The 22270-nt window shown below is 47.2% G+C and carries 15 protein-coding genes; 5 read left to right on the forward strand and 10 right to left on the reverse strand.

Features of this window, described 5'->3' with window-relative positions; all coding sequences use genetic code 11:
• Positions 1 to 121: 121 nt before the first annotated feature.
• The 6 genes from L3Q72_RS19195 to L3Q72_RS19220 form a co-directional block, all read right to left on the reverse strand.
• On the reverse strand, positions 122 to 1858 hold the full coding sequence (locus L3Q72_RS19195) for an FAD-binding protein (RefSeq protein WP_275132155.1): 1737 nt from the start codon (positions 1856 to 1858) through the stop codon (positions 122 to 124).
• Positions 1859 to 1870: 12 nt separating this feature from the next.
• On the reverse strand, positions 1871 to 3535 hold the full coding sequence (locus L3Q72_RS19200; protein WP_275132156.1) for an FAD-dependent oxidoreductase: 1665 nt from the start codon (positions 3533 to 3535) through the stop codon (positions 1871 to 1873).
• A gap of 106 nt (positions 3536 to 3641) precedes the next feature.
• On the reverse strand, positions 3642 to 4079 hold the full coding sequence (locus L3Q72_RS19205; RefSeq protein ID WP_275132157.1) for a MarR family transcriptional regulator: 438 nt from the start codon (positions 4077 to 4079) through the stop codon (positions 3642 to 3644).
• A gap of 87 nt (positions 4080 to 4166) precedes the next feature.
• Positions 4167 to 4607 carry a type II toxin-antitoxin system HicB family antitoxin gene (locus L3Q72_RS19210; RefSeq protein ID WP_275132158.1) on the reverse strand — a complete coding sequence of 147 codons (441 nt, stop codon included), beginning with the start codon at positions 4605 to 4607 and terminating at the stop codon, positions 4167 to 4169.
• Between the two features lie 487 nt (positions 4608 to 5094).
• Positions 5095 to 5964 carry a 4Fe-4S dicluster domain-containing protein gene (locus tag L3Q72_RS19215; RefSeq protein ID WP_275132159.1) on the reverse strand — a complete coding sequence of 290 codons (870 nt, stop codon included), beginning with the start codon at positions 5962 to 5964 and terminating at the stop codon, positions 5095 to 5097.
• A gap of 2 nt (positions 5965 to 5966) precedes the next feature.
• On the reverse strand, positions 5967 to 8936 hold the full coding sequence (locus L3Q72_RS19220; protein WP_275132160.1) for a molybdopterin-dependent oxidoreductase: 2970 nt from the start codon (positions 8934 to 8936) through the stop codon (positions 5967 to 5969).
• 512 nt (positions 8937 to 9448) lie between these two features.
• Between L3Q72_RS19220 and pfkA the strand changes: the two genes are divergently transcribed.
• On the forward strand, positions 9449 to 10411 hold the full coding sequence (gene pfkA / locus L3Q72_RS19225) for a 6-phosphofructokinase (protein WP_275132161.1): 963 nt from the start codon (positions 9449 to 9451) through the stop codon (positions 10409 to 10411).
• Positions 10412 to 10489: 78 nt separating this feature from the next.
• On the opposite strand, the gene L3Q72_RS19230 is transcribed toward pfkA, so the two are convergent.
• Together L3Q72_RS19230 and L3Q72_RS19235 are read right to left on the reverse strand one after the other, a co-directional pair.
• Positions 10490 to 11029, reverse strand: coding sequence for an NUDIX hydrolase (locus L3Q72_RS19230; protein WP_275132162.1), 540 nt, complete (start codon positions 11027 to 11029; stop codon positions 10490 to 10492).
• A gap of 229 nt (positions 11030 to 11258) precedes the next feature.
• Positions 11259 to 11918 carry a nitroreductase family protein gene (locus L3Q72_RS19235; protein ID WP_275132163.1) on the reverse strand — a complete coding sequence of 220 codons (660 nt, stop codon included), beginning with the start codon at positions 11916 to 11918 and terminating at the stop codon, positions 11259 to 11261.
• A 306-nt stretch (positions 11919 to 12224) separates the two neighbouring features.
• Here L3Q72_RS19235 and L3Q72_RS19240 point away from each other — a divergent pair, with 306 nt between their 5' ends.
• Together L3Q72_RS19240 and L3Q72_RS19245 are read left to right on the forward strand one after the other, a co-directional pair.
• Positions 12225 to 13082 carry a hypothetical protein gene (locus L3Q72_RS19240; RefSeq protein ID WP_275132164.1) on the forward strand — a complete coding sequence of 286 codons (858 nt, stop codon included), beginning with the start codon at positions 12225 to 12227 and terminating at the stop codon, positions 13080 to 13082.
• A 73-nt stretch (positions 13083 to 13155) separates the two neighbouring features.
• Positions 13156 to 14136 carry a LysR family transcriptional regulator gene (locus tag L3Q72_RS19245; protein WP_275132165.1) on the forward strand — a complete coding sequence of 327 codons (981 nt, stop codon included), beginning with the start codon at positions 13156 to 13158 and terminating at the stop codon, positions 14134 to 14136.
• A 48-nt stretch (positions 14137 to 14184) separates the two neighbouring features.
• Here L3Q72_RS19245 and L3Q72_RS19250 read toward each other — a convergent pair whose 3' ends face one another.
• Entirely contained in the window at positions 14185 to 14628 is a 444-nt protein-coding gene (locus L3Q72_RS19250) for a GNAT family N-acetyltransferase (RefSeq protein WP_275132166.1), read from the reverse strand.
• A 177-nt stretch (positions 14629 to 14805) separates the two neighbouring features.
• Between L3Q72_RS19250 and L3Q72_RS19255 the strand changes: the two genes are divergently transcribed.
• On the forward strand, positions 14806 to 15228 hold the full coding sequence (locus L3Q72_RS19255) for a universal stress protein (protein WP_275132167.1): 423 nt from the start codon (positions 14806 to 14808) through the stop codon (positions 15226 to 15228).
• Positions 15229 to 15462: 234 nt separating this feature from the next.
• On the forward strand, positions 15463 to 21126 hold the full coding sequence (locus L3Q72_RS19260) for an AAA family ATPase (RefSeq protein ID WP_275132168.1): 5664 nt from the start codon (positions 15463 to 15465) through the stop codon (positions 21124 to 21126).
• A gap of 35 nt (positions 21127 to 21161) precedes the next feature.
• Here L3Q72_RS19260 and L3Q72_RS19265 read toward each other — a convergent pair whose 3' ends face one another.
• Complete coding sequence (locus tag L3Q72_RS19265; RefSeq protein ID WP_275132169.1) at positions 21162 to 22268, reverse strand: ABC transporter permease; 1107 nt, start codon at positions 22266 to 22268, stop codon at positions 21162 to 21164.
• Positions 22269 to 22270: the final 2 nt, after the last annotated feature.

The following is a 22270-nucleotide window of genomic DNA, read 5'->3' on the forward strand; positions in this document are numbered from 1 at the left end:
AGCATAAAAAATACACTTAAATATATAAGAAGAATTGAATTTAAATATCAACTAATACAAGTCAAAAAGTTTAACCTGTATTAGCTAATAATTTTATTTTTATAACAAAGATAATTTTTCGTTAATCAAGAATACCCACTTTTGCCCTTTCTTCATCCTCATTCGGATAAGCAAAGCCATATTTCTCGCGATAAGTCAGAGACGGATCCGGATGCCACTTTTCAGGAATAGGGTGCATCTCATGCTTCACGTCACCTTCCTCATTCAGGCTCAGTTTCACCCAGGCAAGGAAGTTCTTATCATCACGATACGGGTAGTCCTCACGATAATGAGTACCCCGGCTCTCTTTACGCGCCAGACCGGCGATAAGCTTCATTTCCGCATTAAGCAGCATATTGCGGGTCTCAATCGCATTGCGAAGATCGTGGAAGTTATCCACTTTCATCTTGTCGACAAAAGTCTGAAGATACTTGATCTGTTGCAGCGCATTTTCCATACGGCTCTGCTCTTTCACATACATGATGAAGTATGGGAACATCGCGCCCTGCATAATGCGGGTAATCCACGCAGGAGAATAACCTTTCTTGTTATTTATCGGGGCAAACATTTCCTGCTTCATCTGTTCAAGACGTTCTTTTGAAACCGACGGAGCTGGCTGAGTTTTCACATATTCTGCCGCAGCCCAGCCAGAACGAGCACCCTGGACTGAAGAGCCGGATGAAGAAGAACCAAAACCGGCATACCCGGCACCATTTTGCATGGAACACATGGCATCGCCTGCCGCCCACAAACCTTCCACACTTGAACGGCCGTTTATATCATGAGGGAAGACACCTTCGCCCTTGTGGTTGCCCATACCAACGGTTGAGAACCCCATTCGGGTCGGTGCGTCTGTGCCTGCACCACTTTCAAGAGGTGGTGTACCGCCCGGACCAAGGTTATATTTCTCATCAATTGGCTGACCACCAAGGCTAACCCCAATGGCGGAATCCGTTCGTAAACCCAATTTTCCGCTGTCAAGCTCATCCGGATTAAGCGGGCCGTCCTGACTCGGTGGACCGCCACCAAAGTCCAGTACGGTTTTCTTACTGGTTGCATCCCCGGAGGCACTGCTTAATTTAGATTCATCTAGATAGTTTGCTTCTTTAGCAGGGTGAGCATCATTAAACTCTTTCCCTGAGATTTCAGCACCGACACGAATTGCCATTGCATCGCCATCAGCTGTTGTTGAACTACACGGATAGCCCATACCAAGCGGTTTAAACGAAGATGGCCCAGAGCAAAGGATGGTTGCTTTAGCAAGGATTGCATAAGGCTTACCGGTTTCCATATGGAAACCTATACCACCAACTACTTTGCCATCTTCTTTGATAAGGTCAGTGATCATCACACGCTCAAGCATCTCTACACCAACGGAAACCGCCTTACGACGCATCGGATCACCGGCGTTCACATATTCGATTGAACGCGAAACTGTACCGTGCTGAATGTAGTGAGAACGTCCCTTATCCGGGTTATTCAGAGCGGTAGGCGTACCCCACTCCTGAAGCTCCTGGAATCTGTCCCAGGACTCATCCATCAGCAGCTTTGAGAAATCCAGGTTATTCAGGTACTCACCGGAAAGCTTAAACTGCTTAATATAGTCTTCTGCAGTAATGCCCTGAGTATCGTGAAAAACAAACCAGCTGTTTGCCCACGGAGTCAGGCCACTACGGCCCGTGCGGCCTTTCACCGCCATAAGCACTTTTGCACCGGCTTCTGCGGCCTTGATTGACGCAAAACATCCGGCAAAACCACCACCGACAACGAATACATCTGTTTCCAGCGTTGTCAGTTCAAAATCAACTTTGTTACTCATACCAGAATTCCTTTAATTGTTCAGCGCTTTACCAAGGGTGACAACGTCGAAGTTATGCAGAGAACTGACGTAGGCACCATCAGATATCTCGATACAGTCAGCCGGACAGTAATGGGCACAAAGACGGCACACCTGACAGTCATCAACATAAGCAATGGTTGAACGGCTGCCACAGGTCAGACAACGCTCAGCTTCACGTTGAGCCTGCTGATGGGTCAACGACTGCATGGTCTCATCAAAACTGGTAACGCGAACTTGCGCATCGGCATTGCTTCTTTCCTGACGCTGTTCCGTGTACAGGTTATGACCCTGAGGAACATTTTTAGCCACCTTGCGCTCAGCTGCCGGGATCTCCAGCTCTTGACCCTGAATATAACGGTCAACCATCAGAGCAGCGTGCTTGCCGGATGCAAGAGCCTGAACCACAGTTGTTGGTCCGGTCACACCATCACCGGCTGCGAACATATCAGATTCAACCTGAAGTGTTTTGCCGTCTGCTTTGATGTAGCCACGCTCGTTAACCGCAAACTCCTGAGGAACAATCTGCGCATCCGCGCTCTGTCCGATAGCAAGGATAACGCCGTCTGCATCCAGAGTTTCCACCACTTCGGTGCCAAGGTCAGGGCTAAAGCGGAAGTTATCATCACGTACGCTGTGACATTCGATAAGCTCAAGTCCGCTTACCTTTTCACCACTAACATTAAAGGAATTTACGCTGCGCTTAGTATGGAAGATAACGCCCTCTTCCTGAGCTTCACGGATCTCTTCCGCCAGCGCCAGCATATTATCTTTATGCCCAGGCTCAATGCGCTCAAGACAGACAACATGCACTTCCTTCGCGCCGTAACGGATCGCGGTTCGCGCTGCATCCAGAGCAACACTGCCACCACCAATCACCGCCACTTTAGCCGGAACGGATTCAACTTCACCCATGCGGGCACGTTTAAGGAAGTCAATTGCAGTATCTATTCCCTGTGCGTCAGCGCCAGGAACATTAAGTTGCAGTGGTTTTGCAGCGCCGGTAGCGGCAACAAATGCTTTGTAGCCCTGTGAGACCAGCTCTTCTTTGCTGATATCTTTGCCGACCATAACACCGGTTCTGAACTCAATACCCATCTTCTTGTAGAAGGCCATCTGCTGATCAATAACCGCATCAGAAAGACGGAATGCCGGAATGGAGTACTGCATTAAACCACCTGGTTTCTGGTCTTTTTCAAATACCGTCACCTGATAGCCTTTCATTGCCAGATTATATGCCGCGCTCAGGCCAGCAGGGCCGGAACCGATAATGGCAACCTTCTCACCTGTGCTGTTGTTAACCGCTACACCGTTTTCCAGCAGGTAATCACCCAGATATTGCTCCAGGCCATTAATGTTGATAGCTTCATCAACCTGCGAACGTGTGCATGCGCTCTCGCACGGGTGGGGACAAACACGTCCGGTAATCGATGGCATAGGGTGAGCGGCTTGTATTGCTGCCGCGGCATCATCAAGCTGATTCATTTTGATCAGGTAGTGCCACTCACGCTGATTGAGTCCTAACGGGCAGTCATTGCTACAGGGAGATGCCTCCGGCTGGTTTTCTGAGGTATCCAGCCTGAACACATCCATCGGACATGATTCCACACATGTCCCGCACCCAATGCAATTTTCCGTGTCTATCTTTCTAACAGGCATTGCTTGCTCTCCAGTTACTTCTTGGTAATTTTAATTAGTTTCCCTAGGTAACTATTTGGGTAAATTTTTTATTGGTTTCCCAGGGCAACTATTTGGGTAAATTTTTTTAGCCAATGGTATTTTTAAGCATTTTTTTCAGAGTTACTTTAAACGCTTCCGCTTCTTCCGGGCTAATGCCCTCAAAGACACTCGCTCTGTGTGCATCGATCGTTCTGTAGATAGTCTCTTTGATTCTCTTCCCTTCCGGGGTAAGGTAGACATCTTTATTTCTCTGATCGTCACTGCGCGGGATCCTGACCGCAAGGTTATTGGCTTCAAGCAGATTAATCGCTTTTACTATGGAAATTTTGGTCATTTTCGTCAGCTCGGAAAGACGCTTCTGGCTGATACCATCCTCCTGAAACAGGTATAAAAGAAGATGAATCTGCTGATGCGACACGTTCAGCCCCTGTTCTCTTACTCGTTTTGCCAGCGCTTCGCGCAGGTGCTTATCTGCAACACCAGTCAGGTAAAGGGGACAATCTGACGTATAACTATTTTCCATTTAACTCTTAAAACACTCACTTCAATTTAGTTACCCTAGGAAACCAAATTACAGCTCAAAGATCAATTTTCCTGTTATTTCGTGTGGTTATTTTATGCGCGGGATCTCATTCGAAGTCTGGTTCAACCTTTCCAGCTCTTTCAATGCAGCAGACTGAATAAACTGAGAAAAACCACTGTACTTGCTGTTTTCAGTAATAGTGTCATCAATCTTCTTTCGCAGAAGCGTCGGCAAAGAAACATTATATTTCCTGGACTTTCCCATAAAGGGCTCAACATCCACTTCCACAACCGCCCATGCCCATCCTGCATACTCTTCATTTTTCTGCCATTGAGCCAGGGATCCTGCCTGTGGAGGTAACAGACCACGCTCGGCCATATCTTCCAGATAAAACTCAGCGGCTTCTTTTGCATTCGCCAGAGCCTCTTCCAGAGTATCACCGGCAGAAAAACAACCCGGCATATCCGGAATAGCGACACCGTAAGCGTATTCATTATCTCCGGTCTCAATTGCAATTGGATATAACATCTGTTTTGTCCTTATCGAATATCAACAAATCCGTGAACTGGCAAGCGCCCAGCCTAACTCTTATACACAAGTTTAAGGAGCCAAAGAATGCTCCTCCCCTTAGTCTCGAAAGGCTGGATTTTCGAAGAAGTAACATCGAAGGGGAGGCAGGGAGGGGTTGTTTCTCATGGGGTTAAGTCTTGGTGGTTTAACCATGCATGGCATAACCAACCCCCTCTAACTCCCCCTTCTATTAGCTTTATCAACCAATTAGGCCTTCCACTCAAGGGGGAGAACCGTTCTCTGGTCACTTAAATATTAACCCCAATAACCCCTAACTACAATATTTGTTGGTTCAGCGATAAAACCGGATAACTAACCACAGAAAAGTAATTTAAAAACAATAACTTAATCAAATTGTTAAGCGTTTTTTTAGAAACACACCCCGAAAAAAATCCCCACTTAACTAAGCGGGGATTGTATAGAGTTTATTTCAGAGCAGGTTTACTTAAGCAATGGTAAGCACACCCAGATTCACACTTTCACTCAGCGTAAACGCTTTGGAATAGCTTCTCTCACCCTGAGTGACCGACAAGGTATATTCACCGGAATTTGGCTCCAGTTTGTCAAACTTAAAATCACCAAAGTAATCGGTTTTCAGTACTTCAATCACCTTATCACCTTGCTTGAGAGTCACCTCTGCATCTTCGACACAATCGGTCACACCATCGGTAACGGCAACTACTGAGCCAGCCACATGTTCTTTGTCAAAGCGGTACAGATTTTTGTACCAGATCCTTGGCTTAGTCTCATGCTCGGGTTCCAGTACTTCCAGACCTTCCTGCGCGGCTTTTTTCTCCATCTCATCATCTGAGATTTTCAAAGATTCCAGCGCGCCGGTACCACAGGACTGAACACAGCGAGGCTCTTTCCAGCCGGCATCCAGCAGGTGAGCATCAAAGAACCACTTCTGCGGCAGCTCCAGCTCTTCGTTCCACCAGATATGACCGTAAGGACAGGTCTTCACCAGACGCTTCTGACCCTTGGCCTTCACCGGATCGATAATCACGATACCGTCATCACGCTGGTAGATTTCCCCATTTTTCGCTGCTTTCACACAAGGCGCGTCAGCACACTGGTTACACATAGTCGGAATGTAAGCAACATCAATCAGTGAACCGCCACCACGCTCACGGCGTTTGATATCAATCCAGCGATGACCGTGTCTTGGCTGCTCTTCGGTATAACCCGGGAAGGAGTTTCCGCAATACTCATCTTTGTCTGCCATAAAGCAGTTGTTGCAGTTTTCACAACGCTCAACATCGACAATCAGGTTCCACTTAGTGCTTACCTTAATCTCATTATTTTTCTTACTCATGATTACTCTCCCTCCCAAACTCGGATATTAACCAGACATGAGTTACACGCAGTGGAGTGCGATTTCTTGATAATCGGACGGCTTGGCGTCAATGTGTTCATTGAGCCGCCTTTATCCGGTGATTTACCCGGCTCGCCAATCGGCTCATAAAGTGCGGAAGACTCGTAAGAGTGAACCGTACCTTCAGGAACACGCTGAGTCAGGTGCGCTGCACAAAGTACAGAACCACGGTCGTTAAAGACTTCAACTATCTGATTATGAGAAATACCGCGCGCCTGTCCGTCTTTCTCATTCATGCGGATAATCCAGTAGTAGTAACCGTCTATCTCAACACGGTGGTCGATAATGTCGTTAATATGCGAGTCCTTACCGTCCATCATGGTATGGAAGCTATAACGGCTGTGAGGCGTAATCATCTGCAGAGGATACTTCTCATATAACTCACCGGAGTGCCGCCCTTCCCATGAAGGGATATATTTGGTCATTACCGGACGCTCAGGATCATTCGGGTCAAAACGCTTCAGACTGTTACAGACAAACTCAATCTTACCGCTCTGAGTTTGCAGACCTTCTCTGAACTGACCATTGTATTCCGCCGGAAGCGGGTTCATCTCAGGCACATCTTTCTTTCTGCCTTCGTAGTACCAGTTCCATGCAACCGGATCCCTGTCTTCTTCCTTCGGTGGCGGCACAATGTAGTAGCCCTTCTTGAGGAACTGTTTCCAGGAGATCTTCTCTGGAAGGTCAGTACCGTTAAACAGCCTGCGTACCCATTCCAGCTCTGAAGAACCTTCACTAAAGTAAGCGCCCACTCCCAGCTTAGTTGCTATCATGCGGAAGATTTCATAATCCGACTTGGACTCACCAAGCGGCTCAATACACTTATGCTGAATAGTGATAACCCTGTGGTTACACTGGTTGTAGTTATGGTGAATATAACCGCCACTACTTGCGAACTCACCGATATCCCAGCGCTCGAAGTTCGTACAGGCCGGCAGGATAATGTCGGCAAACTTAGCTTCACCTTCCAGCCAGATGGACTGGTTTACTACCGTTTCCAGATTTGCACTGCGGTACATATGCGCATAACGGTTGGTATCATTCATGGTACCGAAGTGAGAACCGCCGTACTTGTAGTACATCTTGATTGGCGCATGTCCCGGAGCCGGATATTTAAAGTCACAGAACTGACCTTCAATATGCTTGGTATCAGTTGGGTAGCCCTGGGTTTCTCCGTTAAGAATCGCTTCAGGAATACGCAGACGCGGCACCTTCTGCTTAACCGTGTTCATGGTCATAACCTGAGGCATACGCTGATACATATTTACGCCAACGCCTGTGCCTTCAAAGTCACCTGACAGGCCACCTTCCGCGTAACCCGGGAAGAAGAAGCGGGTATCAATCGGCGTGCCCTGCTGCAGACAGCCCATGTTCACACCCGGCTTACCAATGCCCTGCATCGCCATCAGACACACCATAGAACGGGCCCACTCAGCACCGGTTGCGCTACGACAGGCAGAACCGAAGCCCTGAATACCACCAGCAGCCAGATAAACCCGCTTGTTACCCCATTTACGAGCCAGAGCACGTACATCATGAGCCGGAATACCGGTTTCTTCTTCCTGCCACTCCGGCGTCTTCGGAATACCGTCTTCGTTACCCAGCACGTACTCCTGCCACTCCGCAAAACCTTCAGTCTTATCGGCAACAAAGTCTTTATCGTACAGGCCTTCTTTCATCCAGACATAGGCAATCGCCAGTGCCATCGCGTTACTGGTACCCGGATTAGTACCAAACCACTTACCGCCAAGCAGTGCTGCGGTATGGTTATAGAAGGGGTCAATATGAACAAATTCAATACCCAGCTGTTTAGCCCACAGACGACGCTGAGAACCTTCCATTGCACCGTATACGCCACTGGTCGATTCAGGGTCACTGGACCAGAATACGATCATCTCAGCGTGCTTTAGTGCATCCTCTACCGTTGAATAGGTGTCCGGTGAACCCAGGCGGATTGAGTTGCCCCAGTGGTGCATCGCACCCCAATAGAAGCCTTCCCAGCTATCCGGGTTATGTACAACGTAAGAAGTACCGATAATATTGAAAAAGCGTGGTCGTGCTGACAGCCAGTAACCCAGGTTACCCCAGGTATGGTGTGAGCCGGAGCCGTTCATAATCGCGCCCGGACCATGCTCGTCTTTCACCCGGGTAATCTCTTTGGCTACAATATCCGTCGCCTCTTCCCAGCTGATACGCTCATAGCCGGAGATACCACGGTTTTGCGGATTACGCTCACCATCAGGATCAAAGTCCACACGCTTCATCGGATAAAGAATCCGGTCTTTAGAATAGATAGTCGATTTCAGGCCCTGGGTATGCGGGCTTACTGTCACTTTCTTAGTAGGAGTAAACTCTTTACCACGGGCTTTGATTGTCCATGGCTCCGGATCATCATCGGCCAGTTCAATCGGCGTTATACGGATAATCTTGTCATCTTTTACATAAACAAATACCGGACCACCGTTGGTGTTGTTTACATAACGCATTGTACCGTCAGGCATTGGCGTACCAAACTTAACCTGATTGTCGACAATCGCACCCAGGATATCGGTAAAGTGAACGATCAGCTTTTCATTACCACGGGCATCCACCTTAAACAGCTTCGCCATGTCGATAACGTCCTGATAGTCACGCCAGGGCACCATCATCTTCATCGCTTCGGATGCGGTTTCAAACTCCATGACCACATCAGCACTGGTATCTTTACCCGCTTTAGACTTCAGTTTCCCTTTTTCAAAGGTAAAAACCCGGCCTGTTTTTGAAGTACGTACACAGATACAAGCACTAAAATCATTTTTAGCGATCAGTTCCCTAAATTTTCTGTCTTTCTTTGGCAAGAGTTTGATTGCCTGACTCAGGCCAAACAGAGTGACCTTGAACTGCTTATCTGCAGCTATATTTGTAATTTTCACATTGCTACTCCCAATGACTTCATTGATAGCCCTTTAGAGCAAGATGCAAGCCAGATTTGGGAGTTAAATATTTATGATCACCGTCATATCAAATAGTTACGCATTGATGATCCAGGTCAATTTAAGGAGAGTTTCACCTGATTAGCAAGGTGGGATATATCCTATTGTGTGAAATATGGTTATGAAATATCACAGCTACAAAGATAAGCAGGCGTTGTCAGCATCACTTTAAAGCGCATTAAAAAAGTTCCTGACAAACAGAAGCAATGAACTGAAAATTAGTTGAAAATTCTCAGAATTTCCATCTATGCAAGCAGAATTCTCATTTACAACATCGTTTATTTATTAAACTGTGATCCAACTGCCTTCTATGTGAAGAGCGCTTTCTCCACTATAAAAAAGATCTTTTCAGAATCACTTCAGGATTGATACCAGCCCCTGTCAAATCAGAAGTTTCTCAATGGAAGAGATTTTCCCCTTAACCAAACAGCAGTGCTTTAGTGGAGGCTGTAATGATTAAAAAGATAGGTGTACTGACAAGTGGTGGTGATGCACCCGGAATGAATGCCGCCGTGCGCGCGGTGGTTCGTGAGGGATTGCATCAGGGACTGGAAGTTTACGGAATATACGACGGCTACGCAGGTCTGCATCAGGACCTGATTAAAAAGCTGGAACGCGGCTCAGTATCAGACGTTATCAACCGTGGCGGAACATTTTTAGGTTCAGCACGGTTTCCTGAATTCAAAGAAGAATCCATTCGTAAAGAAGCAATTAAAAACCTCGAAAAACACGGAATCGATGCACTTGTGGTCATCGGCGGTGACGGCTCTTATATGGGGGCCATGAGATTAACTGAAATGGGCTACCCCTGTATCGGCATCCCCGCAACCATAGACAATGACATTCCCGGAACAACTTACACCATAGGCTATGACACAGCGCTTAATGTCGCAGTAGAAGCCATTGACCGCCTGCGCGATACATCCGCTTCCCATAAACGGATTTCCATTGTTGAGATTATGGGACGCTATTGTGGTGACTTAACTCTCAGAGCGGCGGTTGCCGGTGGTGCTGAGTATGTGGTTATCCCGGAAACCGGCTTTGATGAAGCTAAGCTGATTGAGGATATCAAAGCGGGTATCGCAAAAGGGAAAAAGCACGGTCTGGTTGCCGTTTGTGAGCATATGACCGATGTGGAACAGCTGGCGAAAAACATAGAAGCCAGCACTGGTCATGTTACCCGAGCGACAATTCTTGGCTACATTCAGCGTGGCGGCTCACCAACCGCGCGTGACCGGATTATGGCTGCCCGTATGGGTTCCTATGCTGTAAAGATGCTGCTTGAAGGGCATGCCGGTCGCTGCGTGGGCATGCTCAACTCAAAAATGGTTCACCATGATATTATTGAGTGTACCCAGGATATGAAGAGACCTTTCAGTGAAGAGCTGTGGGGACTTTCTACTTCCCTGTTCTGACAACAATACGCCAAAGCTCTGCCTGTGGAAGGGCTTTGGCGCAGATACTCTCTGTTTAATCAGACCCACCAGAGCTTCCTACAGCATGTTCTTTAGTTTTGCGAGACCATAAGCGTTTACTGTGCTTGCGTCTTTAATCTCTCCGGATGTAATCATCAGCTCAAACTCTTCTAAACTGAACTCTTTAGAAATCAAGCCCTCTTCTTCATCATCCAGCTTTTTCGTGCCCTTACTAAGATCAGACGCCAGATAGATATGGTATCCCTGGCTTGAATATCCATACGCCAGATATTGAAACCCGACATACTCCATTTTCCCCGCAATCAGCCCTGTTTCTTCTTCGAGCTCTCCTTTAGCAAGCAGAAGGTGATCGGCATTTGGGTCTGATTCCCAAGAGCCTTGAGGTAGTTCCCAGAGCCTTTTACCAACCGGGTAACGATATTGCTCCACAAGATGAATCACATCGTTCTCTATCGGAATAATTACAACGAAATCAGGTTTGTCGACCACACCGAATATTCCTTCAACACCACTGGCTCTGCGTATTTTATCTTCCCGTACACTCATCCATTTGTTTGAATAGACTACTTTGCTTTCAAGGGTTTCGAACTCTTTCATTGGTGATGTTTCCTCTGGATTATTCGTCTTTTATCTCTGGATCCAAAAACAGGGACCGGTCCCGATGATTGGTGATTTAGCCACCTGACTCAAGTAACAGATACCAATAATGTGAGTAAACACCTCACTTTGTTTTGGTAGTTAGCCGACGGCTCGGTTAATCAGGCTATGACATACAACCTAAGCCAGTCATAACCTGAGGATGAACAGATAATTGCTGGAATTGGTATTAAACGACAGTAAAAACGTCTTCCATTGCCAAACGTGATTTTGGCAGACCATGGTTATAGTCACCATCTTCAGCATGGTAACCCATAGCTAAAGCCACATCACATACATAGCCATCCAGTTCATCAGCAAAAACCTCACTTACCAATTCCGTATCAATTCCTTCCATTGGCGTAGAATCGATACCCAGCCTGGCAAGTACATGTAACGCATTACCCAGAGCAATATAAACCTGAGATTTTGTCCAATGACTATTAGAGCCACTTTCATCCCTATGGAGATCGGCAAAGTGAAACGCTCCGTTTAGCATGGCGTCATAGTTTTCTTCAGTCAGGCGACCCAATTCCACATTGATATCCAGTACCTTTCTGTAATCCTCTTTCTGGTAGTTTGGATTGTGAGCAAAAAGAATGACGTGTGATGCCTCTGTTGCATGAGGGCGGTTTGGTTGATACTTGTTCGCAAACGTCGCATCCAGACGACTTTTCGCTTCGTCACTTTCAATAAGCACAAATTTCCACGGCTGTGAGTTAATAGATGAAGCCGATAAGCGGATAGCTTCTTTTATGATGCTTATGTCTTCTTCTGAAATACGCTTGCTGGCATCGTATTTTTTTGTGGTATAGCGTTTAGTCAGGTCTTGTATAATTGAGTGGGTCATATCTTTCTCCTTTTGTTTATCTACCAGTGGTTCCTATCTTTGATTTTGGCGTAGGAAAAGCCATCGTATAAGCATCACGGTTGTACCAATGCCATTGGGGCTGATAAACACAACGCATTAGCTGACAAATTAACTACAAAACAGATTCTAACACCTGCCTTTAGGGTTATTATTTCTAATTAATCAATTATAAATTGACTACATCTATCTATTTCAGAGGATTGATAAGAGCAATACTTCTCCAAAACCAGCCACTTTTCTGCTGGATTCCATATTGAAATCAATTTGCCATTACGGAGTTAAATCATGCGCTCAACCCTAACCTCAGCACTCTTGGGGCTGTCCTTATTCTTTGTTAATACAACTCAGGCTGCCTCCCTGTCCCCCCAGTGGGAGCTCTCTGGTTTTTCCGGGCCAGAATCTGTGTATGTATCTCCAGAGCACCGGTGGGTCTATGTCACGAACATTAATGGCGAGAAAAACGGCTTTATCAGTAAGCTATCCAAAGATGGGCAGATAAACCAACTGAAGTGGGTTGACGGGTTGGGTATGCCAACAGGTATGGGAATGTTTGAAAATAACCTCTATGTCGTGGATGGCAAACAGGTGCATATTATTGATGTTGAAACAGGAAACATCCGCCAGAGTATTAAGGCCAAAGATGCCACGATGCTTAATGACCTGACGATTAGCGATACAGGGCAGGTATTTGTGGGAGATATCGCAGCGGGGAAAATCTACACTATCGTTGAAAACCAGTTAGTTGTCTGGCTGGAAGATAAAAACCTTCCCCACCCTAATGGATTACTGGCTCAGGGAAACACACTGGTTGCTGCAAATCTGGCAAGCAAACTGGCTCAGCAATTTAAACCAGAAGAGTTCGGCTCAGTTTACAAGATTGACCTCGCGACTAAGTCTGTGACACTAATGAATTCCAGTTATCGCCTTGGTGGCTTAGATGGCGTAACTGAATTTAATGGTTCTCTTATTGTCAGTCATTTCCCGGCAGGTGACATTTATCAGGTCACGGATAGCGAACGCGTCTTATTAGGGAAAGTAGATGTCAGTGCTGCGGATATCAGTGTTGATGACAGCTCAGATACACTTTTTATTCCGTTTTTGTTTAACGGCAAAGTCGCAGCGTACAAAATCATCAACGACTAATTACAAAAAGTGAAAACTCTGGGTTTATCTTTTGGTTATTCACTCTGAAAAATGCATTAGAATGGAAGTTCTGATGCATTTTGCTTTTTTGAAAGCTGACGGAAATCATATGGATATTGCCACCCGCCTTGACCTGTTCCTTGACATTGTTTATCAAGGCTCCTTTGCTAAAGCTGCTGAACTCAGACATATGGACAGAGCGGTAGTGACCAAACAATTTAAGATTCTGGAAGAAACACTTGGGGTCAGGTTGCTTAACCGAACCACTCGTTCTCTGTCGCTAACAGATGCGGGGCGCGAGATATTAGAGCAAGCCAAAGTTATCCGAAATGAGATAAATAAAACTCAGCGTTTAGCGGAATCCTTTCACACCGAACCCCGGGGGCTATTACGGGTAACCAGCCATGTGTCATTTGGAAACCTGTACCTCCAGAAAGCCATCAACCTCTTTATGAAAAAGTACCCGGATACCTATATCGAGCTTTCACTGGACGACAGACTGGCAGATATCGTCGGTGAGAAATTTGATATTGCCTTTCGGCTGGATTCCCCTAAAGACTCAACAAATATCGCTAAAAAACTAGCTTCAACCAAACTGGTTCTTCTTGCGTCACCGGACTTTATTAAGGAACACGGCAATCCGCAAACGCTAAAAGAGCTCGTTGCTTTACCGGCAATTACTTACTCGAACGGCCCTTTTACATTGGATAAACTGGAGATGGCAGCTTCCGGACAGGACAAAATGGAAAAATACAGCATTAATGGGCGTTTCAAAGCAAACAGCGTTGACTCTCTCATTAGTGCCACTCAGGCCGGACTTGGTTACTCTATCGCAGATCTGTCTGTACTTAAGTCCAATATTAAAGATCTGGGACTTGTTCCGATACTACAAAACTACCGGTTCCCCAGTGATTTTGGCGCCCTATACGCCGTTTACCCGCACCGAAACCAGACCCCGCTGGTTAAGATGTTTATCGAAACAGTGCAAGAAGTGATTGGCACACCGCCAGTCTGGTATAGCTATGTAGAGAATTACTCTTCTATGTATATCTAATGATGTCTGTCGATGGTTAACTTATGTGCTACCGGTGAGTATCGTCATCTATGAGTCTTGCATCCATTTAACCAGCGGCTTTCTTAAACCAATCCGGCTGTGCCCTGCAGGAAAATGGTCAAAACGGGTAAACTCCTCAAATCCCAGGCGCTGATAAAACGCAGGCGCCTGCCAACTCTGAGTCCATAACCATAAGCCTGAAAGCTCTTGCAACCTGGCGTACTCTTCTGCTCTCTCCATAAGTTGCCTGCCGAGTCCGCTGCCACGACAGCTCTCATCAACCCAAAGCTCATCAATATACAGCCAGCCCCACAACAGGTCTGCCGTCAATGCTCCAATAAGATTGCCGTTTTCATTTTCAACGGTCCAGTTTAAACGCTCCTTTAAGTAAGGCGGTGCCATTTGCGTGTGGCTATGAGACTCAAAACCTGCCGTCAACTCATCTTGTTTCTTCGCGTCAAGCGCGCCTTTAGTAAAATTAATCTTCGCCATATTCCGTCTCTGTCATTAGCTTATTTAAAATGGTGGCTCTAACCCGGCTCATTCAGCCATAACGATTATATGAAAAGATTCAAAAAAATCATGAATTTTGCGCCCTTTCAGCCATTTTCTCATCTGTATATAGACTAGACTTATCTATCTACAGAGTTGCTATATAAGGAGTTTATTATGTATAAACATGTTTTAGTCGCAGTAGAACTTTCAGATGACACTGACACCCTGATAGATAAAGCCTCAGCCTTTGCCAAGAAGTTTGATGCAGAAGTCTCACTGGTTTATATCGATAGTGCGTACGGAGAAATCTATACCGGCTTTTTTGACCTGACAGACGAAGAAGGCCGTCATAACGTCGGTGAAAGAACCATTAATTATATTGACCGTTTTATCGAGCGTTCTGAAGTGCCAATCAAAAGCGCCTTAGTGGGCTCTGGCAACATTAAAAATAAACTACCCGAGTTACTCAACCAGGTAGAAGCCGATATTATTATTTGTGGTCACCATCATGATTTCTGGAGCCATATCGTTTCCACATGCCGTCAACTGATTGATTCAAGCTCGATTGATATCCTGATACACCCTATTGTTAAATAGAAAAAATATTCCACTTAGTTGCAGTACACAGCACCGGTAAAGACGGGCCTGGTACTGCAAACTTCACAGTTAAAGCAAAAGCTCCTCACTCACAGTGACCCCAATCACACACGCCAAAATGGCCCATTTAACAAAAAGACCAAAAGTGATAGAAGTCACATATATAACTAAAAAGCCACCAAGATATTAAGTGACGCAGATCACGCAAGCAAATTCAACGTTAAGAGGTCTTTCATGTTTCCCGGGTACCAGATAATTGAAAAGCTGCATGAGAGCTCCAACTCCATCGTATATCGTGCGCTTCGCCAGGCTGATGATAAGCAGGTAACCCTTAAACTTTTGCCGCAAAAACCACCGACAGCAAAGCAGCTTATTCGTTTTAAACGTGAATACGACATTTTGAATCAGTTGAATTTGCCGGGAATTATTCAGGTCCTGAGCTTTGAAAACATGGACTCAGGGCCGATGATCGTGATGGAGGATATTGCTGCCGATTCCGCAGATAAGCTTTCACTGGCGGGAAATATCAGAATCGACCATTTTCTGCAGCTGGCAATTCGTATTACTGAAATTCTGGGGCAGGTTCACCAGCAAGGCGTCATTCACCGAGACGTAAATCCATCTAACATTCTTCTGCGCTTTACAGAAAGCAGAGATCACTCCGATGAATGGCTGGATGACATCAGACTGATTGATTTTGGCAGTGCCACCAGTGAGCATCAGAAGAACCAGGACTTCAGCAGCCCGGGCCAGTTAGACGGTACTCTGAAATACATCTCCCCCGAGCAGACCGGCCGAATGAACCGGCCGGTGGACTATCGCACCGATTACTACTCGCTTGGCGTCACGTTTTACCAGCTACTGACCGGAAAGCTGCCCTTTTATAGCCAGGATGCTCTCACACTGATACACCAGCATCTGGCTAAGAACCCTCTGCCTCCGCACGAAGTGAAAGAGAATGTTCCTGAGATGCTCTCGGCAGTGATTTTAAAACTGATGACCAAAAGCTCAGAAAAACGTTATCAATCTGCTGAAGGCATAATCAGTGACTTACAGAAATGCCTTAGCCATTTTCAGTCCAGCGGAACCATTCACCCGTTTAAGCTGGGTGAAAAAGATGTTTCCAGTCAGTTCTCCATTCCTCCGAAGCTGTACGGCCGCAAACAGGAAACAGCACAGCTTCAGAGCACTTTTGCCCAGGTTGCTTCAGGCACAACAACGCTGATGCTGGTGAACGGCGTGGCCGGTGTTGGCAAGACGGCTATGGTCAAAGAGATTTATGCCTCACTGACCAGAACAAACGGCAGCTTCCTGTCGGGTAAGTTTGATCAGTACCAGAGAAATATCCCCTATACCGCAATAGCGCAGGCATTTAACGGGCTCTGCAGCCAGCTTCTGGGCGAGTCAGAAAAGGAGCTAAGCCGCTACAGAGAACGAATTCTTTCCGCTGTAGGAATTAATGGTCAGATCCTGATAGAAGTGATCCCCCAGCTTGAGCTGATCATCGGGCCACAACCTCCGGTAATTCAGGTGGGCCCGCAGGAAGCTCAGAACCGCTTTAATCTGGTATTCGGCAACTTTATAAAAACGCTCTGCCTGCCCGAAAACCCCATGGTTCTGTTTATCGACGACCTGCAATGGGCAGATATCCCTTCACTCACTTTGCTGAAAAACCTGATGCTGGATCCTGGTCTGTCACATCTTCTGGTGATTCTGGCTTACCGGGATAATGAAGTGGATGACAGCCATCCGCTTACCTCAACCATAAATGCCATAGCAGAAGAAGACGGAAAAATTACCACGCTTCACCTGGACAATCTGAAGAGCCGTGCCGTTTCAGAGCTTATCGCCGATGCTTGTTTCTGTACGCCGGAGGAGAGCCTTCCGCTGGCAAACCTTGTCTGGAAAAAAACAGCCGGAAACCCGTTTTTTACCCGGGAGTTTATCAAGACCTTATATCTGGATGGTTTGCTAACCCTCAATACGGAAAAGCGCCGCTGGGAATGGAATCTGGACGAAATAAGAACCCGGAACGTAACCGATAATCTTGTGGAACTCCTGACCTCCCGAATGAGGCGCATGCCTGAGCAGAGCCAGAAACTGCTTCAGAAAGCCGCCTGTCTGGGTAACCGCTTTCATCTGCAGGTGCTGTATCAACTGTGTCAGCAGGGCGGTTGCCGCAGCAGGAAGAGTCTGATACCTCCGATGGAGGAAGGCCTGCTGATCCCACTGAATCAGATCCCATGGATGATTTCCAGCCAGTGGGAAGATGAAATGAAAGAGAGTGAATTTAAATTCGCTCACGACAGAGTTCAGCAAGCTGCCTATTCCATGATCCCGGAAAACGAACTGCCTCACATCCATCTGGAGATGGGCAGGCAGTTGCAAAAGATGGCTGTCGATAGCGGTAAGCTGGACGAGCAGATATTTGATATTGCCCAGCACCTGAACAAAGGCCGCAGCCTGCTCACCAGTAAAAAGGATAAAGCCGGGCTGGCACAGCTAAATATCACTGCCGGATTGCGTGCTAAACAGTCATCTGCCTACCTTTCCGCTCTCGTGCACTTCCGCATAGCCCGGGAGCTCTTAGATAATAACTTCGATAGCCACTACCGGGAGATGATACAGTGCAGCACAGAAGAAGCGCACCTCAGCTTCCTGATGGGCTCATACGAACAGATGCAGCAGCATATCGACCTTGTCATCAGCAAAGCCCGCAGTGAGCTTGATGCGGTTCAGGTCCGCAACGTTTATCTTCAGTACCTGATTGCTCAGGGGCGTCAGGGGGAAGCGGTAGAGCACGGCCTTCAGGCGCTGATTACCCTGCAGATCACGCTTGATGAGCAGGCCGCTGAATTTGATGTCGAATCGCTGACGGAACTTCCTGATATGGAAGATCCGGTAAAACTCGCCGCAATGCGGATCCTCAACACCATAATTACTCCCGCCTGGGCCGCTAATCCGCACGCCTTTGAAAAGATTGGCATCACCATGACCAATCTCTCCTACCACTACGGTAACTGCGATTTTTCTGCCGTGGGCTATGTATTTTACGGCGGGCTTTTATGCGGTCAGGGTGATATTGAACGCGGCTATCTGATGGGCAAAGCCGGCGTTGACCTGGCTGATAAAAGAGGGGCAACGCATCTTCAGGCCCGTATCCGGGTGTTGTTCTGCGCCACGGTAATGCACTGGAAACGCCCGCTGGATGAGAATGTAAAACTCTTCTATCAAGCCTATGAGCCGGGCGTAACCACAGGGGATCTTGAATACGCCTGCTACGGCCTGGTTGAGCCGGATATTTATCAGTACCTTATGGGTGCCCCTCTTCCCGGGCTGATAGACAGGTATCAGGACAGTTGCACAAAAATCAAAGCACTGAGACAGGAGTTTCACTTCCACTATCTGGCGCCTGTGTACCAGTCTGCGCTAAACCTTTCCGGACAGGAAACTACCCAGAATCCGGCACTGCTTGAAGGACAGATTTTCGACTACCGGACAATCATAGGTGAGCTGAAACAGGACAGGCAATATACCCTTTTATGCACCTCCTTTCTGACCATGACCATGAACGCATTTATTCTTGGAGACTATGAACAGGCGCTGGTTTATGCAGAAGAAAACGAGATCTATAAAACCGGTGGCGGAGGCATGTATTTTCTTCCGGCCCATAATTTCTACCACTCACTGTGCCTTGCAAAGGGAAAAGATCTTGCTGACAACGAATCGCGCAAAATGGTGCTGGCACAAATAGTAAAAAACCAGAAAGAGCTTGAGCCCTGGGCCCGGAGTGCTCCCGGAAATACTCTGCACAAATATCACCTGGTGGAGGCGGAACGCGCGCGAATAGAGGGCGATGGCTATACTGCCCTGAGAAACTATGAAAAAGCCATAGAGCTGGCCGGTAAGAACGGGTTTATTCATGAGCAGGCACTGGCCTTGGAACTGGCTGCCGATCACTTTGCACAAGAGAGAATGCCTTTAGTCCGGGATGTCTACCTGAACAAAGCACTGCATCAGTTCCAGCAGTGGGGCGCGCAGGCAAAAGCAGAGCAGATGTTAAGGCAATACCCTGAACTTTCTGCAAACGAGTGGCACCACCTGGAACCGGGAACGGTAAGCACGCTGAGCCACCAGAAAGAAGCGCAGATAGATTTATTCAGCATCATCAAAGCTGCTGAAGCCATCTCTGAAAAGCTGGAACTAAACAGCCTGCTTAAAGCTATGCTGCGCATTGTGATTGAAAGCGCCGCAGCAGAAAAGGGCTGCCTGTTACTTCCCCGAGAAAACGAATGGTATCTGGAAGCCGAAGGCAGAATGGGAAATGATGATATCCGTACATTTACCTCAGTTTTACTCAAAGAGTGTCACCAGGTGCCTTTGAACGTTATCCGCTACGTACTCAGAACACAGGAAACCCTTCTTTTAGAAGATGGCGGCACAGAAAATAACTTCTCTTCCGATCCCTATATCGCAGCAAATAAACCCAAATCTATTCTCTGTTTCCCTCTGGTCCAGCAGGGAGAGCTCAGCGCCATCATATACCTGGAGAACAACCTTGTCCGGGGCGCCTTCTCACCCGACCGGATGGAGTTACTAAAACTGCTCTCCTCACAGATGGCAATTTCTCTGGAGAACGCACGTTTGTATACCCAGCTTGAAGAGAGAGTTCAGCTACGCACCTCTGAGCTGGAAATAAGCAACCAGCAACTGGAAATCGCCAGAGATAAGGCAGAGGATGCCGCCAAAGCCAAAAGCGCTTTTCTTGCCAATATGAGCCATGAGATCAGAACCCCAATGAACGCTATTATCGGCCTGACCAACCTGACTCTGAAAACAGAACTTGATGGCGTGCAGCGCGACTATCTGAGCAAAATTGAAGGCGCCGCTGACTCACTGCTTAGCATCATCAACGACATTCTGGACTTCTCTAAGATAGAAGCAGGAAAAGTTGAAATCGAGAATGTTGAGTTCTCACTGAATGATGTCCTTAAAAAACTCTACGACCTGTTTTCTCTCAAAACAGAAGAGAAAGGGCTCGGCTTTGAGATAGAGATTGCCTCAGGCACAAGCCGGGAGCTGTTGGGTGACCCCATGCGGCTGGGACAGGTACTGGTCAACCTGGTGGGCAATGCCGTGAAATTTACCAAGACAGGAAAAATCCTTGTCAGAGTAAAAGAGCAAAAAGTCGTGCTTAACTCCGCCGGTGAGCAGGCTGAACTTCTGTTTGAAGTTATTGACACCGGCATAGGCATCACGCAGGAGCAGCAGGAAAAACTATTCCACGCATTTGAGCAGGTAGACAGCTCCACCACCCGGAAATTCGGAGGCACAGGACTTGGCTTAACTATCAGCCACGCCCTGGTGGAAATGATGGGTGGCTCTGTGTCTGTATCCAGTGAGCCGGGCAAAGGCAGCCGCTTTAGCTTCACAGCGCGCTTAACCCGCGCAACGTCAAAAACCGGTCAAGCCACATCAGAGGCGCGGAATAAAGAGCCGGATATCAACCAGCTAAACGGCCGCCGTGTGCTTCTGGTTGAGGATAATAAAGTAAACCAGATGGTTGCTGAGGCACTTTTAAAAAGCCAGGGCATAGAAGTCGTTGTAGCTGAAAATGGCAGAATCGCCGTAGACACGGTTCGCAACAATGCTCCGTTTGACACCATTCTTATGGATATACAACTGCCTGAAATGGATGGTTATCAGGCAACCAGACATATCCGGGAAATCTGGTCAGAAAGCGAGCTGCCAATCATTGCTATGACAGCTCATGCTATGGATCAGGAAAAACAGAAATGCCTGGACGCCGGAATGAACGATCACATAGGCAAGCCCATTGTTCCGCAAGCCCTGTTTGCTACTCTGGCCAAATGGATAAAGAATCATGCTGTAAGGTAGTTTGGAGCAACCGAGCTGCCTTGAGCTCGGTCACTTTACGCAAGCCTGGATCTGACCAGAATACTGGCAACCGGTAGGGAGACGAGGGCAACAATGCCCATGGGGATAATATGCGCGATAACCTCTGCTGCCGGCAGGGCTTTTAAAAAAATTCCCTGCACGATAATCAGGTAGTGCTGAATAGGCAGCCAGTAGGCGATATGCTGAAGTATCTCAGGCATATTGGCAACCGGCGTTGCAAAGCCGGACATCAGCATCAGGGGCACAACAATGGCAAAACACCCCAGAATAGCCTGCTGCTGAGTATTCGATACGGCTGAAATCATAAGCCCTAACGATGAAGTAGAAATCAGAAAGGCAATCAAAGCCAGCTGCAGCCACCAGAAGGATCCCATAAAAGGAATGTGAAACAGGAATACCCCTGCCGCAATCATCAGATTTCCCAGCACATAGCCGACAATCAGTGGCGGAATTGTCTTAGCGGCGATGATTTCTCCCGGATGACAGGGCGATACCAGCAGTTGTTCAAAGGTCCCTAACTCTCGCTCTCTGGCTATGGACAAAGCCGTCAGCAGCAGGGCAATAACCATAGAAAGCACCCCCGAAAGACCGGGGACAACAAACCACTGATAATTAAGATTACTGTTAAACCAGTGGCGAACAGTAACCGGACTTACGGTGGTCTGCGCCGGATTCACCCTTGAGATAAACTGCTGGCTGATGCTCTGAATATACCCGGTGACCACCTGAGCCGCATTTGCCCTTCTTCCGTCAGAAATCACCTGAACCTGAGGATTTTCGCCCGAAGATAAGGCCTTAGAAAAATCAGAAGGCACAATAACCGAAACCAGACTCTGCCTCTGGTTCATACGCTGTTCAACTTCCCGGTACGAATAGACACTCGCCACATGCCCGACAAAATCGGCCTTTGAAACCTGGTCTAAAAACTGCCGGGAATAGTAACCATTATCCTGATTAAAGACCGTGATATTGACGTTATACACATCCAGCGTAATGGCATAGGCGAAGATAACCAGCTGCAAAAGCGGAGGGGCAACTAAAATGATCCGCGTTTTCTTATCATGCAGAATGCAGAGAAATTCTTTAATAATCTGAGCTCTTAATGCCGGGGAAAATAACATAA

Source organism: Vibrio sp. JC009 (assembly GCF_029016485.1).
Taxonomy (GTDB): domain Bacteria; phylum Pseudomonadota; class Gammaproteobacteria; order Enterobacterales; family Vibrionaceae; genus Vibrio.

Coding starts and splice junctions, on each gene's coding strand:
- L3Q72_RS19195 (WP_275132155.1), bottom strand. CDS start 1,858: ATGAGTAACAAAGTTGATTTTGAACTGACAACGCTGGAAACAGATGTA.
- L3Q72_RS19200 (WP_275132156.1), bottom strand. CDS start 3,535: ATGCCTGTTAGAAAGATAGACACGGAAAATTGCATTGGGTGCGGGACA.
- L3Q72_RS19205 (WP_275132157.1), bottom strand. CDS start 4,079: ATGGAAAATAGTTATACGTCAGATTGTCCCCTTTACCTGACTGGTGTT.
- L3Q72_RS19210 (WP_275132158.1), bottom strand. CDS start 4,607: ATGTTATATCCAATTGCAATTGAGACCGGAGATAATGAATACGCTTAC.
- L3Q72_RS19215 (WP_275132159.1), bottom strand. CDS start 5,964: ATGAGTAAGAAAAATAATGAGATTAAGGTAAGCACTAAGTGGAACCTG.
- pfkA (WP_275132161.1), top strand. CDS start 9,449: ATGATTAAAAAGATAGGTGTACTGACAAGTGGTGGTGATGCACCCGGA.
- L3Q72_RS19230 (WP_275132162.1), bottom strand. CDS start 11,029: ATGAAAGAGTTCGAAACCCTTGAAAGCAAAGTAGTCTATTCAAACAAA.
- L3Q72_RS19235 (WP_275132163.1), bottom strand. CDS start 11,918: ATGACCCACTCAATTATACAAGACCTGACTAAACGCTATACCACAAAA.
- L3Q72_RS19240 (WP_275132164.1), top strand. CDS start 12,225: ATGCGCTCAACCCTAACCTCAGCACTCTTGGGGCTGTCCTTATTCTTT.
- L3Q72_RS19245 (WP_275132165.1), top strand. CDS start 13,156: ATGCATTTTGCTTTTTTGAAAGCTGACGGAAATCATATGGATATTGCC.
- L3Q72_RS19250 (WP_275132166.1), bottom strand. CDS start 14,628: ATGGCGAAGATTAATTTTACTAAAGGCGCGCTTGACGCGAAGAAACAA.
- L3Q72_RS19255 (WP_275132167.1), top strand. CDS start 14,806: ATGTATAAACATGTTTTAGTCGCAGTAGAACTTTCAGATGACACTGAC.
- L3Q72_RS19260 (WP_275132168.1), top strand. CDS start 15,463: ATGTTTCCCGGGTACCAGATAATTGAAAAGCTGCATGAGAGCTCCAAC.
- L3Q72_RS19265 (WP_275132169.1), bottom strand. CDS start 22,268: ATGTTATTTTCCCCGGCATTAAGAGCTCAGATTATTAAAGAATTTCTC.